We start from the raw sequence: 15,625 nt of genomic DNA on the forward strand, positions 1-15,625 counted from the left end.
ATGTGTCACAGGTAAGTATTTGTTTATTGTCTGAAGCAGGCGCCGATCCCGGCGCCTTGTCTATTCTGGCTGAACGCTGGGGCTTGGTGTCAGACGAGCAGGCTATTATGGCGCTGGTACTGACGCCGGAACGTCTCGAACTGCGCAAGCGGGACGAGCCGAAACTCGGCGGTATTTATGTTGATTTCGTCTCCGGTACACAGGCCCATCGTCGTAAGTTCGGTGGTGGGCGCGGTGAGGCTGTCGCCAAAGCTGTCGGCATCAAAAAAGGCTACCTTCCGCACGTCGTCGATGCCACCGCAGGCCTTGGGCGAGATGCTTTTGTATTGGCGGCACTGGGCTGCCGTGTGCAGATGCTGGAGCGTAATCCGGTGGTTGCCGCATTACTGGATGATGGCTTGCGCCGTGGTTATCAGGATGGTGAGATTGGCCCGTGGCTGCGTGAGCGGCTGACACTGCTACATGCTTCCAGCTTAACCGCCTTGGCTGATATTGAGCCGCGACCAGAGGTGGTTTATCTCGATCCGATGTACCCGCACCGGCAGAAAAGTGCCTTGGTCAAAAAGGAGATGCGGGTGTTTCAATCGCTGGTAGGAGCCGATGAAGATGCGGATGGTTTATTGGCCCCGGCACGCGCATTGGCAACTAAGCGGGTGGTGGTTAAGCGCCCTGATTATGCCGAACCGCTGGCAGGTGTTGCGGCTCAGGCCGCAGTGACCACCAAAAGCCATCGTTTTGATCTCTATACCCATCGTCCTTAATACAAGCTGCTGTGATAACTTGCAGCAGCTTAAGTTCTTTATTTTAAAAATATAAAATTATGCGATTATTTGCGGGGTAAATATAAAATCATTTAAAGACAGTTGATGTCTACCCGTGAGTTTTATCATCATATCGCACTCATATTTATTTTGGTCAAAATCAATCATCAGATAAGTGATATGATTTATATCATCATATTTTTGGAGAATTTCCGTTTGGCTACCAGAGCTAGCATTTTTCACCACGGTAACATCACTGTTAGGCAGTAATATTTCAGATAAATCAATTTTATCTTTACCTGATTCAAAATCATATAGGGTATCGGTGGAAGTTGATGTGGAATCATGAGTACTTGAATAGATATATATATCGTAGCCATTACCCCCCCATAAATCATCAGCCCCAGCGCCCCCCTCTAATTCATCATTGCCACTTTCCCCTTTCAGGGTGTTATTTCCTTTATTACCTTTTAAGTAATCATCACCACTGCCACCAATAGCATTTTCAATAAATGAATTAAAAGCGATGGAAACATTATAATATAATCCACCGACACATGAAAAATGGCCTGGTCTAAGATCAATTATTTGGTCTACACTATAGCCTGAAAAATCAAGAGTATCATTGCCATCTGCATCCCAAATACAATGCACTATTTGTTGTTTTTCATTCTCCAACGTTAAAAATGAATGTCCGGTATTACCGTTGAATCCATAGATATCATCACCAGTACGGGTTTTATGGTTTGCACCATAAAGATATTGAATTGTGGCAACGTCATAGAGTTGTGGCCCTGATGGACAGCGAACTTTTAAATCATGATGATCGTCTTCCTCAATTTTTTTTCCATTTTCTTCATTTTCTTCATCAGTTAGAAAAGATGCTGTTGATAAATATTCTGAAGTATATGACATGAGGGAATACTGTATAGTATTGTCATAATGAGTTATTGGTAACTTAGTATTGTTTTTCAATACATTATTATCGTAAAACGGATGGTTTAAACCTAAAACATGACCGATTTCATGTAGTACAGTCACTTGCGCATCCGATTGTGGTGACAAATCGGCAAGTATATTGCCAGCATCATTCAACCATATCTCTGACTCACCCCAGAAAGTAAATCCTACGGTAACAGATTCTTTATCTGCACTGCCATATTCTTCATTCTCACTATCGCGTAATTCTAGTGGAGTAGCCGCTAACTTAAAAGCAGAGAAAGTAATATCACCTTTATTTATCTCATTCTCAGGTATTTCAATGAATTCAATATTCGCTACTTCAGCCCAGAGTAGTAATGCTTTTCTTATATACTCTCGTTTTCCCTCATCAATACTGACGAGTCCAGAATATTTATCTTTATTTACATGCAGTACCCTATTGAATTTTGGTGTGGTAAATGCGTAGTAAAATATTTTTATCTGTTTGCTGTCAGATTTAAAGTAGGTATATCTGGTCATTATTTTAACGGCATTTTCTTTACCCAAGCTAGGGGTGATAATATCTTCATCCCTATAAATATAAGTTGGTTCTAGTTCGATATTAGTCGTGTCTAAGTATTTTCCTTGATGGTTTTCCATCGTGGCCTCTATTGTATGTTTAATGGAATGCCTCAATATAATAATGAAAAAATGTTTAGTATTGTACTTTGTGTTTATTAGATATATTTTTTGTTGTTATTTTATGGGTTATATAGGGTAAGTGGTTTGGTATATGTTGCCGTAAATAACAAGGCAACATATATTGATTTAATTATATATCTGAACGCTATAGGGCCAGTCGTGGGGTAAATATAAAGTTATTTAAAGACAGTTGATGTTTACCCGTTAGTTTTATCATCATATCGCATTTGCTAACTTGCGGATTAAAATCAATCATCAGATAGGTAATATTAGAAATATCATCATACTGCTGCACTATCTCGGTATAACCGCTAAAGCTGAGTTTATCCGCTAGCCTAATCTTATTCTCCTGTAGAGAAAGAGCCGATAAATCGATTTTATCTTTGCCCACTTCAAAATCATGAATAGTGTCAGATGATATGGTTAAAGAATCCTCAGCACGACGGTAGATAAAAGTATCATGCCCTTTGCCGCCCCAAAGTTGGTCGGCACCGCCGCCGCCAGATAATTTATCGTCGCCGCCTCCGCTAGCCAGAACATTAACACTTTCATTACCAAGCAATTCATCATTGCCACTACCGCCAATGGCATTCTCAATCACTACGCCATAGGCAATAGAGACATTCCCTGCTAATCCACCTACGTTAGAAAAGCTCCCTGCGGTAAGGTTGATAACTTGATCTTGGTTTTGATCAGAATAATCAAGCATATCAGTCCCACCTGCATCCCATATACAGAGTATTGGCGTGTGGTGTGAATAGGTATAAATATCATGACCCGTGCGGGTGTGCATATTGGCACCATAAAGATATTGGAGTGCGGTGATATCGTACAGTTGTGGCATAGATGCATAATGACCATCATAGTCTGCACCTGAAGACCATTCAGAACGATAGCTCATTACGCTGCTCCGTTGTGTCAACCCAGCCGTGTCATGGGTGTGTTTTAGGCCAAGAGCATGTAAGATTTCATGAGTAAAAACATGACCGCCAAAGTTTGATTGAGTTGGTATGAGATTCTCAGAATAGTCGGCATTAATACATACCGGGGTGAGGTTTCTTGTACTCGGGATATGTGCATAACCCGCGACATTAATAGGCTCTGCGGGATGAACATTTACGATGGGAATATTAGCATTAATACCTTCATTGACTTCAATAAACCTGATATCAGCGACATCAGATATACTCTGCATTGCAATTCTGGTCTGAGATCTTTGAAACTGATTAAGAGCAGAGATCGGAGCATCATTTTTAAGTCTATAACCATGATATTCTTGTGAAATATTCTGACTAAATGAGTAGGTTACAATAGTTATGTCATTATGATCTTTATACTCCCATTGCTCACTATGGGTTATCGCTGAGAGATTTATATTTTTTGATTTATTATTAATATCTATTATTTTACCATTATCTATAGTGTTAATATTCTCGCTTAATTCGTCCCTGGACATAGCCATTCCTTAATGATTATAAGTGATATATTTTGGTGCATATTAATGTGAGGGAGTGATATTACTGATAGGATGAATATTTTACATAAGCGAAATCTTAAAGAGAAATTCTGAGATGAATATATTAACTATTATGTATGTTAAGAATGAATATAACTTGGTATAAACCTCCCATACTCTTATCAATATTTTTCTCAAAGAATATGGGAGTCTTATTATTTACAGCACGCCTTGAGCTAACATGGCATCGGCCACTTTGACAAAAGCGGCGATATTCGCGCCATGAACATAATGGGTTTGCTTACCTTCGCCGCCGTATTCAACACATGACTGATGAATATCCAGCATGATGTGGTGCAAACGAACATCAACTTTTTCTGACTTCCAGCTCAAGCGAGCAGCATTCTGTGCCATTTCCAGGCCCGATGTGGCAACACCACCGGCATTGGCGGCTTTACCTGGTGCAAACAGCACACCGGCATCGAGGAATGCATCGGTTGCCTGAATGGTTGTTGGCATATTAGCGCCTTCGGCAACGGCTTTAACCCCATTGGCAATCAGCAGACGCGCAGCAGGTAGATCCAGCTCGTTCTGAGTTGCGCAAGGCAGGGCAATATCAACCGGCACACTCCACGGCTGTTGGTTGGCTAAATAGACCAGATTACGTTCGCGGGCATAATCTTCGATACTGCCATAACGTTTGTTTTTAATCTCAGCCAAATGAGCCAGTTTTTCTGGCGTGAAGCCCGCTTCGTCAACCACTGTGCCACCGGAGTCTGAGGCCGTAATCACTCGCGCACCCAATGCCATCGCTTTTTCGATGGTGTATTGCGCCACGTTACCGGCACCGGAAACCGAGACTTTCCGCCCTTCAAAACCTAAACCGTGGCGTTTTAGCATGGCGTCAGTGAAATAGACCAAGCCGTAACCTGTGGCTTCAGGGCGAATCAAGCTGCCACCAAAGGAAAGTCCTTTACCGGTGAAGACGCAAGAGGTGTTATTCGATAGTTTTTTCATCATACCGGCCATAAAGGCCACTTCACGCCCACCGACACCAATATCACCAGCCGGAATATCGGTATCCGGGCCGAGATGACGGTAAAGCTCGGTCATCAGCGCCTGACAAAAACGCATCACTTCAGCCTGACTTTTTCCTTTTGGATTAAAATCAGAACCGCCTTTGCCGCCGCCCATTGGCAGGGTAGTCAGGGCGTTTTTAAACGTCTGCTCAAAACCGAGAAATTTAAGGATTGATAAGTTTACTGAAGGGTGGAAACGCATCCCGCCCTTATAAGGGCCAATGGCTGAACTAAACTGCACCCGCCAGGCGCGGTTAACCTGAACTTTACCCTGATCGTCACTCCAGGCGACACGGAACTGAATCACACGCTCTGGCTCGACTAAACGTTCCAGCAGGCTTTGTTCTCGGTAATGGGGGTTTTGCTCCAGAAAGGGCCAAAGCGACGTAAAAACTTCACGCACGGCCTGGAGATATTCTGGTTGGTTGGCATCACGTTGTTGTAAAGATTCTAAAAATGACTCCAGAGAGGTTAAACCATTCATCACGAATTCCTTGTACCAATTAAGACTCTCCCGACAATTCTTTCGAACGATTATTATTATAAAAATAGTGAGGAGACGATGTTGTGCATCATCGACTATATCACTGGTTTATATTCATACAGCAAGGGATTTTGACAAAAACTTAGCTGGGTTATCAATGAGTGGCGGGGAGAACCCACCATTAAAAACGCCCGCAAGGGGCGGGCGTTTAAGCTAAACAGGTTTATATTCGTGAAATTTAATCGTCTTCACCGTCGTCATCGCGCAGTGGCACAATGAGCATATCGACGTGCACGGTATTGATGAGCTGGCGTGCTGAAGACATCAGTTTGCTCCAGAAATCTTGATGATGGCCGCATAACACCAAGTCCATATCGTATTTCTTAATGGCATCAACCAATACCTGCCCTAAATCGCCGCTACCACTGAGGGTTTGCTCAATGGGGTAACCTGCATTTTGCGAAAGCTCGGTTAGCGCATTGTGGGTTTCTTCAGAGATGCGTTTTTGCATATCACCAAGATTGACATCAATAAGGCCGGTGTAGAGATCAGAGTAGTTAACATCGACATGGATCAGGGAAACTTTGGCATTGTACGGTCTGGCCATCGAAACCGCTTTTTCCACCAACACCTTGCTTTCCGGAGAGAGATCAACCGCAATCAGAATGTGTTTGTAAGCCATAAGTAAACTCCTTCCATAATGTTAATTAATGGGTAAGCAAACATTCAACCTGCCGAACGGGTGCTAACGCGATATCTGCATAGTATCATTATGACCCCTAACTGAAGTGTTTCATGGATCACAACACACTGTTTTGATGATGATCACTAAAGTAACTCTATGCTGTTTTACACCAAGAAGTGACCAAATCCTATCGATAATTGCCCCTGAGTAAACCTGGCTGATTGAATTCAACGCGGATCATTGTATTAAGTATAGCGCTGATAAACCCACCTGATTAAGGGAATTTCATATTTGCGATGTACATATAAATTACAAGATTGGTAAGTAACATAAATGTAATTTAGTTAAGGAAGATTAATATTTAACCGGTCTTTCTCTGGTTTGCCAGCCATTATATGCTACATAATTCATCTATAAGTTAAAATTAATCGGTGCTTAACAAAAGAAGAAATAGTCCTAAATTAGAGATTATCAGGCTATTTTCCATTTCATTTCCTACACTCATAAAGGGAGTCCTACACGTTCGAATAGTGTGTCGATTAAATGCGCGTCGATCCACGGTCAACAAAACGAACGATAGGGGGTGACTTTTGAAGCCCTGGGGGTGTTTGTATCGGCTAGAGTGAGCGATAGCGCAAGGATTCAGAGCAATGGATCTGGTGCGTATGATATCGCTGGGAGGATGATTATGATCAGTACCGTCGCGCTTTTTTGGGCTTTGTGTGTGGTATGTGTGATTAATATGGCACGGTATTTCTCATCTCTACGTGCCTTGTTAGTAGTATTGCGTGGCTGTGACCCGTTGCTGTATCAATATGTCGATGGGGGCGGATTTTTCACTTCTCACGGCCAGCCAAGCAAACAGATTAGATTGGTCGGTTATATCTTTGCGCAACGTTATCTTGATCATCATGATCCAGAATTTATCCGTCGTTGTGAGAGATTACGCGGCCAGTTTATATTAACCAGTGCATTGTGTGGCTTGATAGTCGTTAGTTTGGTGGCTTTAATGTTGTGGTATTAGTATGAATTATCGGCAGAAAAGAGTTAAAAAAGGCGGCCTGATTAGGCCGCCTTTTTACTTATCACAGCCTGGCTGTATCACCGTTACGCACCAAGGCGCAACGGGATACAATACGTTTAACCGGGCTTAGATGAACTTCAGTGCCACCCAGTATAATCCACCGGAAAGAACAATAGAGATTGGTAAGGTTAAGACCCATGCCAACATAATGTTCTTCACCGTCTTACTCTGCACGCCTCCGCCATCAACCAACATGGTTCCGGCAACCGCTGAAGAGAGCACTTGAGTCGTCGATACTGGCATACCGGTATAACTTGCAATACCGATAGAGACCGCCGCAGTCATCTGGGCAGAAACCCCTTGTGCGTAAGTCATGCCTTTCTTACCGATCTTCTCACCGATGGTCACTGCCACACGTTTCCAGCCGATCATAGTACCCAAAGAGAGGGCCAGAGCGACGGCGACGATAATCCAGGTTGGTGCATATTCCACAGTTTCCAACAGATCTTTACGCAGATTGTTAAGGAAACGGCGATCTTCCGCGTTGGTTTCTGGCAGCTTGGCAACAGTCCCTGCGGTTTCTGCGACGCACATCAGCAAGCGGCGCATATGGCTGCGTTGATCGACCGTAAGGTCATCATAGCTTTGCAGATTCGTCAGCAGCGCCTGTGCATGGTCAATAGCGATCATGGCTCGTGAGTTGTCACAATGGAACTGTGTCGGTGTATCCGGCAGCGCTTCCGGTGCAGGAACCAGTGGTTTCAACGCGACGGCATGAGGTAATACTTCACCGTGTTGCTGATAGAATTGTTGCAAGTGGGTCACTGCATCGCGGGTGCGTGCAATATCATAACCCGTTGCATTCATATTCACGACAAACCCGGCCGGAGCCACACCGATTAATACCAGCATGATCAAGCCAATCCCTTTCTGACCATCGTTAGCGCCGTGAGAGAAACTCACGCCGATAGCTGAAATGATCAGTGCAGTACGGGTCCAGAATGGCGGTTTACGTTTACCGTCTTTCTTTTCACGTTCAGCGGGGGTCAGATGAATACGTTGCTGCTTCTTGGTTCCGTTCCAGTAACGACGTAACAGGAACACCATCAAGCCCGCAATAACCAAACCCACAATCGGGGATAAGATTAATGACAGGAAGATTTGTATCATCTTAGGAACGTTCAGTGCATCCACTACAGATGTACTGGTCATTAATGCATTGGTTAAACCAATACCGATGATAGCACCAATCAGCGTATGAGAACTGGAGGCCGGGATACCGAAATACCAAGTACCCAAATTCCAGATAATCGCCGCCAGTAGCATCGAGAAGACCATGGCCAACCCGTGTGCCGAACTCACGTTTAACAGCAGATCAGTAGGCAGTAAATGAACAATGGCATAAGCCACGCTCAGGCCACCCAGCATCACGCCGAGGAAGTTAAACACCCCTGCCATCACCACAGCAACCTGTGAACGCATGGCACGGGTATAGATTACGGTCGCAACCGCATTGGCTGTATCATGAAAACCATTGATGGCTTCGTAAAACAGCACGAACAACAAAGCAAGAACTAACATTAGGCCGGTATGGAAATCCAGGCCAGCGAAAAGATGTAGCATAAGTGTTACGCCAGTTTGTGGACATGAACGCGGCGCATTATCAGTGACAATGGGGGGTGGGGAAAAGGAAAATATGACCTTTTTTTGACATGACCGCAGATAAAATGGTGCTTGCGAGCCATATATGTATTTTATATCAGCAAGTTACTTGGTTTTACCCTATGAGACATTTTCTTACTATGGTTTACTTTCGGTGCGCGACTTACAATCTCTCTCCGTTAATTTGTCGGTTGAATGTACTAAATATTACGATAACCCGCTAAAAGTGGGCAATTTTGCAGCGATGATGATTTTACTCAATGAGGCCCAGTGTGGAACAGTTTGATGTGGTAGTGATAGGTGCGGGTGCTGCGGGGTTGTTTTGTGCAGCTCAAGCCGGGCAAGCTGGATGCCGTGTGCTGTTGGTGGATAACGGCAAAAAAGCGGGCCGTAAGATACTGATGTCAGGTGGTGGCCGGTGCAATTTCACCAATATGTTTGTCGAACCTGTGGCCTATCTGTCACAGAACCCTCACTTTTGTAAATCGGCACTGGCACGTTATACCCAATGGGATTTCATCGACCTGATGAATCGCTATGGCATTGCCTGGCATGAAAAGACGTTGGGGCAGTTGTTCTGCGACGACTCAGCTCAACAAGTCGTTGAGCTGCTATTGAAAGAGTGTGAGCTGGGACAAATCACTGTCCGGTTACGTTGCAATATTCTGTCGGTTGAGAAGAGCGACACCGGTTTCGTATTAGATATTAATGATATGAAAGTGAGCGCTAACTCACTGGTGGTTGCTTCTGGTGGCTTGTCTATGCCTGGATTAGGGGCTTCACCATTCGGCTACAAGCTGGCAGAACAGTTTGGTTTGAAAGTATTACCGACCCGCGCGGCATTGGTGCCTTTCACCCTGCATAAACCGTTGCTAGACCACTTGCAAACGCTCTCTGGTGTTTCAGTTCCGGCAGTGGTCACTGCGGAAAATGGTGTCTGCTTCCGTGAGAGTATTTTATTTACTCATCGTGGACTTTCTGGGCCAGCTATCTTGCAACTATCTAGCTATTGGCAAGCTGGGGAGTATGTGAGCATTAACTTACTTCCTGACACCGATTTAGATGCCTTCCTCAATAATGAGCGACAAGCGCATCCTAATCAGACGCTAAAGAATACTTTGGCACAGTTGTTACCTAAACGGTTGGTGGAGTGCCTACAGACATTGGAACAACTACCGGATGTCACGCTGAAACAATTAAATGCACCGCAACAGGCAGTACTGGTGACAAATCTTCAGCAATGGCGGGTACAACCTAATGGAACAGAAGGTTACCGTACCGCCGAGGTCACCATCGGCGGTGTGGACACGCAGGAGCTATCCTCCAAAACGATGGAAACCCATAAAGTGCCAGGATTGTATTTTATTGGCGAAGTGGTTGATGTCTCCGGTTGGTTGGGCGGTTATAACTTCCAATGGGCATGGAGTTCTGCATGGGCTTGTGCGCAAGCATTGGCGACTGTGAAGCAAAAGTAAAGTTTGCGCACAACGTAATATTTCACCCATAACACCTGGTGAAAATGACAGCTTTTGGCGAAGCGCAGAACATGAAACTCTCAGGCTGACTGTCTGCGGGTACTGCATGAGTTGGTCACTACACAGTAATAATGGATAAACTTGGGAGCGATAAAGAGTTTGAGTTGGACATGCCGGAGCTTTGTATTAGCTACGTTTTGGTTGTTCGCTCGATAGCTACCATTTCAGAAGGTCACAACTTAGCAAGGCGGTTTGCCGATTCGTGGTAACAACAAGGAGATATAAGGTAATACTCATAACCAACTGAATATAATAAAAACAATTGGTGATTATATGTTTTGCTATTCTTAGCAGAGAAGGGAAACGCATCAAAAGTATCCCTTCTTTGTTAATATTCAACAATGTGCATACTCTTTAGTCGGCCAGATTTACCGATGGAATTAACTGTCAATACACCGGGCCGGGATTTAAATCAGAGCTATCAACTTTGCAAATAGGCAATGCTTTGATGAATCTCTCGCTCAATATCGGCCTCTGACCATATGTTCAGTTGTGATGAGAATGGTTCAAAAGCATATATCCCCTTGTAGCCAAGTCGTTCAAGATTAGCGACTTGTTGTTTACTGTTAAGTTTGTCTTGAGAGCTAAGCATGATGCGGTCTTCATCGGTCAGCGTGGATTTTAAGCGTGTTTCTTCGACGCCGGAAATATGCACCAAGCCAATGGTATCGACGTCAATGTGTGCATCAAATTCAGCCTGAGCGATATCACTTAGATAGTAATGGAAAGTATCCAAGACTATTTTGTAAGGGGCTGCCGATTTGCGAATAATGGTTTGCGTTAACAGATGAGAACGCAATGAACTAATACCGAAACCTAATGGCTCAATCAACCCGGTGACCTGATATTTTTTAAACAGGGGGGCCAACAGCAGTAACGCATCTAACGTATCTTGTTCTTTTTGCTCTGCTGAACGCCGGTCACTAGCACTACAGTTTGGGCATAGAATGATCCCGCCGCAATTGATATCTCGTGCCAGTTTCAATAGGGCTTCGGCCTCTTGGAGCAGAGTAATTTTCTGCTCAGGCAGGTTGAAATATTGCAATGCATTAATAGTAATGATTTCAATTTCGTATTCATCTGCCAGTGCATTGAGTTGTGCAACGGTGAGGTCGTCAGTTACTTTGCCACCTGCCATATCGTTACGTAGCTCAACCTTATTCAAGCCACACTTTTTGACCAGATGGAAAAATCTCTCAATGCTGAGTTTTGAGGCAATTTTGCGATTAATACAGAAACGGCTTTGCGCGATGGACATGGTGGTCTGCTCCTGCTGTGGTAAATCCGGGTGAGAAGTCTCTTCTTGGTGTCGCGTCAAATGAAAACATTTATTTCATTTATATTAAATAACGAAATATTAATTTTTCGATTCAGCTCAAATTGCAGACTGCAAAAGCGCTCTCATTCTCATTAGTCAGGCTGTTTTTTTAATATTAGCAGCTTATTTATAGCGAGGTACTAAGACATTTCAGCCTGATAAGCTTACTGCGCGGGCTATCTGGCTTTTTGGGTTATTGTTTATTGCACTTGCAGGAACTTGCGATACATCGCACAAAACAAAATTTCCAAAGAAAGTTATTTGAAACTTTTTTTTCAATAGCATAAGATCTGCATATCGGCTGGTTTCTTGCTCGTTTGGCGGCTGGCCGCCTTGCTGGCTATTTTGGTCCCACAACAAGATAGCCCTTATTGATTGAGCGTATGGTCCGTTAGGAATGAGGTGTCTGGTAAAAGCCACTTTGAGCGAACCTTGCGATTGCAGCTATTGAGAGAGGGTTAGACATGAAAATCGTGAGCAATTTTATTGGCGGGAAGAATTCCCTGAGTTCCAGCAATCAGACAGCCGATATTCATAATCCAGCCACCGGTAAAGTCGAAAGCCAGGTTACGCAAAGTACGGCTGAAGAGGTCAGTCAGGCTATTGGTGTTGCTCATCAGGCGTTTGCTAGATGGTCGCAAACCACGCCTTTGCGCCGTGCCCGTATTATGTTTAATTTCAAAGTATTGATTGAACAACACCGTGACGAGCTAGCCGAATTGATTGTTCGCGAGCACGGTAAAGTCTATTCCGATGCTTTGGGCGAAATTACCCGTGGCCTGGAGGTTGTTGAGTTTGCTTGCGGTATTCCTCATTTATTGAAAGGCGAATATTCCGCAGATGTTGGCACGGGAGTTGATAGCTTCTCAATGATGCAACCGTTGGGTGTCGTGGCCGGGATAACGCCATTTAACTTCCCCGCAATGGTGCCAATGTGGATGTTCCCTGTGGCATTAACTTGCGGTAATACCTTCATCCTGAAGCCACCGGTAGTAGATCCTTCGGCATCAGTGCGGTTGGCTGAGTTGCTGACAGAAGCCGGTTTACCTGATGGTGTGTTCAATGTCATACATTGTGCAAATGAAAATGCCGCTCAACTTTGCACTGATCCCCGAATTCAGGCGGTAAGCTTTGTCGGGTCGTCCACTGTAGCAGAACATATCTATACCACGGCCAGCGCACACGGCAAGCGGGTTCAAGCCTTTGGAGCGGCAAAAAACCAAGCGATTATCATGCCTGATGCGGATTTGGATGCGACGGTAAATGCGCTGATGGGCGGCGCATTTGGTTCGGCGGGCGAACGTTGTATGGCGTTACCCATTGCTGTTGTCGTCGGTGATGACACAGCGGATAAATTAATTGAAAAACTAAAACCACTTATTGCCCGCTTACGTGTTGGCCCAGGTTTGCAGCAGGGTGGTGAAGAAAATGAAATGGGGCCATTGATTTCCGCAACTCATCAGAAAAAAGTCCTCGGTTACATTGATCAAGGTGTGAAAGAGGGGGCGACACTGATTACGGATGGCCGTAATTATAAGGTTGATGGCTATGAGCATGGCTATTATGTAGGCGGCACGCTGTTTGATCATGTCACGCCAGAGATGAAAATTTACCGTGAAGAGATCTTTGGCCCAGTACTGGGTATTGTGAGAGTGCCTGACTACAAAACCGCTATTGAGACGGTCAATAGCCATGAGTTTGGCAATGGGAGTGCCATTTTTACTAGCAGTGGCCATTATGCGCGCTTGTTTGCTCATGAGGTTCAGGCCGGTATGGTGGGCGTCAATGTGCCTGTTCCGGTGCCGATGGCGTTTCACAGTTTTGGTGGCTGGAAACGTTCCGTATTTGGTGCACTGAATGTCCACGGCACCGATGGCGTGCGTTTTTATACTCGGATGAAAACAACCACAGCCCGTTGGCCAACGGGTCAGAAAACTGTTTCCGAATACAGTATGCCTACGCTAGGCTAATGGTGTCTGATGGCATTGGTCTGAATAATTTCATGTTATTAACAGGAGAGTCATTATGTCTTCACTGCTTGCCAAATGTCAGTCACCGGATGCGAATGGCCGTATTCAGCACATTTCTCCAGAGAATGCGGGTTGGCGTTTTGTCGGGTTCGATGTTTATCGCCTTACGGCAGGGAAGACTCTGACTCTGGACTGCCGTAATAATGAACTTTGTCTGGTACTGATTTCCGGGATTGCTTCGGTCTCAACTCTGCGAGCAGAATATCCGCATATCGGTAAGCGCATGAGCCCGTTTGAGCGAACGCCACCTTATTCTGTGTATGTTCCGCATCATGACCATGCGAAGGTAGTGGCAGAGACGGATCTAGAGCTGGCGGTATGCCGTGCACCCGGTAAGGGGCATTTGCCTTCCCGCCTGATCACCCCTGCTGAAGTAGGGGTCGAGCGGCGCGGCAAGGGGCGCAATCAGCGTTTGGTACATAATATTTTACCGGATAATGCGGCGGCTGACAGTTTACTGGTGGTCGAGGTATATACAGATGAGGGAAATACCAGCTCATACCCTAGCCATAAACACGATCAGGAAAATGCGACGGATGAAACCTACCTCGAAGAAACTTATTATCATCGGCTGAACCCTGAGCAGGGTTTTTGTATGCAGCGAGTTTATACTGACGATCGTTCGTTAGATGAGTGTATGGCGGTTTATGACCGTGACGTAGTAAAAGTACCAAGAGGCTATCACCCAGTAGCAACCTTGGCAGGTTACGACAATTATTATTTAAATGTGATGGCAGGGCCGGTACGGCTATGGAAATTTACATGGGAGAAAGGTCACGCCTGGATCAACAGTGATCACTATCCCGTGGAGAGGAGTCTGTAGTTTTTGTCATGTATTAATTGGATGGGTAGGGAGAGTCCTACCCACTTCCCAGATGCAAAAAGCCCATTCATACTACTTGGTGCCTTAGGCTTTTGCGTTATTCAGTGCCAGCGAAACAGCCAGCGTCTGTGCCAGGCACATTGAGGCTACCTGCGAACGGAATCCATCAATTTGTGCCTCTCTTATGACAAAACACACATCACTAAAAGCAACTAATGGGCTAACTTGGCTATCCGTGATTACAATTTGTTGCGCACCACTTTTAGCCCCTAGCTCCACCAACTCTAAGGCTTCTTGCGCATAGGGTGAATAACTAATGGCTATCACAACGTCCTTTGGTTTCACCATGCTCAGTTGTTCAGCGAACATTCCCCCTAAACCATCAATCAGGAAAGCGCGACGTTCCAGATGGCGTAACGCATAGGCCAGATAAGACGCGACGCTAAAAGAGCGGCGAAGGCCGATTACGTAGATGTTTTCAGCATTCTTCAGCAGTTCAACTGCGCGCTCTAACTGTTCTGCACTGGTTTGTTGTGCCAATTGTTGCAGCGCTTGTGAGTTTACCATAGTAAAAACATTCAGGATTTCAGATGGGCTTTCTGGTGCGGTGTTGCCATCTGTCGAGGTTTGACGGAATAACCGTGCTCGCTCGGTATAGTTAACCGTTTCCTCCATCAAATGCTGGCGGAATACCTGTTTCATTTCGTTAAAGCCACTGAAACCAAAGGCATTAGCAAATCGAATGAGTGTTGAGGGCGGTACACTGGCTTGAGCCGCAATGGAAGCAACCGTATCAAATGCAATGCTATTACTATTATCCAATATATAACGGGCAACTTGTTTTAAGCGCTTACTTAGTGTCTCGTAACGTTGACGAATTTGGTCTTGTAACAATGAAAGTTGAGTTGGGTTATTCATCCATTCGGCCCACGGCAGAGGAAAATTCAGGGGTTATCTATTAGATATTCTAACAGATGGTTGGAAAATTTCATTTATTGATGTTGGTATTTGCTTTTATTTCATCGCAACTTTAATTAATTTACGAAACCATATTAATAGAAATGGATGAAATCTAAAGATATTCCTTTATTAAATTTGATAGATATCAGGATTTTTACGGCTTTATGAGCAATAAACAGTGCAGA

General features: G+C 44.7%; 12 protein-coding genes. 5 read left to right on the forward strand and 7 right to left on the reverse strand.

Annotated elements, in window-relative coordinates:
- Positions 1 to 2: 2 nt before the first annotated feature.
- Positions 3 to 761 (forward strand): 16S rRNA (guanine(1516)-N(2))-methyltransferase RsmJ, encoded by a 759-nt coding sequence (gene rsmJ / locus AT01_RS12935; protein ID WP_042547442.1) that lies wholly within the window; start codon positions 3 to 5, stop codon positions 759 to 761.
- Positions 762 to 818: 57 nt separating this feature from the next.
- Here rsmJ and AT01_RS20245 read toward each other — a convergent pair whose 3' ends face one another.
- From AT01_RS20245 to uspA, 4 genes are all read right to left on the reverse strand, one after another.
- Positions 819 to 2,342, reverse strand: coding sequence for a M10 family metallopeptidase C-terminal domain-containing protein (locus tag AT01_RS20245; RefSeq protein ID WP_052489966.1), 1,524 nt, complete (start codon positions 2,340 to 2,342; stop codon positions 819 to 821).
- Between the two features lie 187 nt (positions 2,343 to 2,529).
- Entirely contained in the window at positions 2,530 to 3,840 is a 1,311-nt protein-coding gene (locus AT01_RS12945) for a M10 family metallopeptidase (protein ID WP_042547443.1), read from the reverse strand.
- A 219-nt stretch (positions 3,841 to 4,059) separates the two neighbouring features.
- Positions 4,060 to 5,403 carry an NADP-specific glutamate dehydrogenase gene (gene gdhA / locus AT01_RS12950; RefSeq protein ID WP_004699597.1) on the reverse strand — a complete coding sequence of 448 codons (1,344 nt, stop codon included), beginning with the start codon at positions 5,401 to 5,403 and terminating at the stop codon, positions 4,060 to 4,062.
- Between the two features lie 238 nt (positions 5,404 to 5,641).
- Positions 5,642 to 6,085: a universal stress protein UspA gene (uspA, locus tag AT01_RS12955; protein WP_004699598.1), complete on the reverse strand. Its 444-nt coding sequence runs from the start codon at positions 6,083 to 6,085 to the stop codon at positions 5,642 to 5,644.
- A 691-nt stretch (positions 6,086 to 6,776) separates the two neighbouring features.
- On the opposite strand from uspA, the gene uspB reads away from it, so the two are divergent.
- Positions 6,777 to 7,112 (forward strand): universal stress protein UspB, encoded by a 336-nt coding sequence (gene uspB, locus AT01_RS12960; RefSeq protein WP_004699600.1) that lies wholly within the window; start codon positions 6,777 to 6,779, stop codon positions 7,110 to 7,112.
- 126 nt (positions 7,113 to 7,238) lie between these two features.
- Here uspB and pitA read toward each other — a convergent pair whose 3' ends face one another.
- Complete coding sequence (pitA, locus tag AT01_RS12965; RefSeq protein WP_042547444.1) at positions 7,239 to 8,735, reverse strand: inorganic phosphate transporter PitA; 1,497 nt, start codon at positions 8,733 to 8,735, stop codon at positions 7,239 to 7,241.
- A gap of 311 nt (positions 8,736 to 9,046) precedes the next feature.
- Here pitA and AT01_RS12970 point away from each other — a divergent pair, with 311 nt between their 5' ends.
- Positions 9,047 to 10,249 (forward strand): BaiN/RdsA family NAD(P)/FAD-dependent oxidoreductase, encoded by a 1,203-nt coding sequence (locus AT01_RS12970; protein ID WP_042547445.1) that lies wholly within the window; start codon positions 9,047 to 9,049, stop codon positions 10,247 to 10,249.
- A gap of 481 nt (positions 10,250 to 10,730) precedes the next feature.
- Here AT01_RS12970 and AT01_RS12975 read toward each other — a convergent pair whose 3' ends face one another.
- Positions 10,731 to 11,567, reverse strand: coding sequence for a sugar phosphate isomerase/epimerase family protein (locus AT01_RS12975; RefSeq protein ID WP_042547446.1), 837 nt, complete (start codon positions 11,565 to 11,567; stop codon positions 10,731 to 10,733).
- A gap of 524 nt (positions 11,568 to 12,091) precedes the next feature.
- On the opposite strand from AT01_RS12975, the gene AT01_RS12985 reads away from it, so the two are divergent.
- Entirely contained in the window at positions 12,092 to 13,597 is a 1,506-nt protein-coding gene (locus AT01_RS12985) for a CoA-acylating methylmalonate-semialdehyde dehydrogenase (RefSeq protein ID WP_042547448.1), read from the forward strand.
- Positions 13,598 to 13,652: 55 nt separating this feature from the next.
- Positions 13,653 to 14,480: a 5-deoxy-glucuronate isomerase gene (iolB, locus tag AT01_RS12990; protein WP_042547449.1), complete on the forward strand. Its 828-nt coding sequence runs from the start codon at positions 13,653 to 13,655 to the stop codon at positions 14,478 to 14,480.
- An 84-nt stretch (positions 14,481 to 14,564) separates the two neighbouring features.
- Here iolB and AT01_RS12995 read toward each other — a convergent pair whose 3' ends face one another.
- Positions 14,565 to 15,398 (reverse strand): MurR/RpiR family transcriptional regulator, encoded by an 834-nt coding sequence (locus AT01_RS12995; RefSeq protein WP_004699613.1) that lies wholly within the window; start codon positions 15,396 to 15,398, stop codon positions 14,565 to 14,567.
- Positions 15,399 to 15,625 lie beyond the last annotated feature (227 nt).

This window comes from Yersinia aldovae 670-83, from assembly GCF_000834395.1.
Lineage (GTDB): Bacteria > Pseudomonadota > Gammaproteobacteria > Enterobacterales > Enterobacteriaceae > Yersinia > Yersinia aldovae.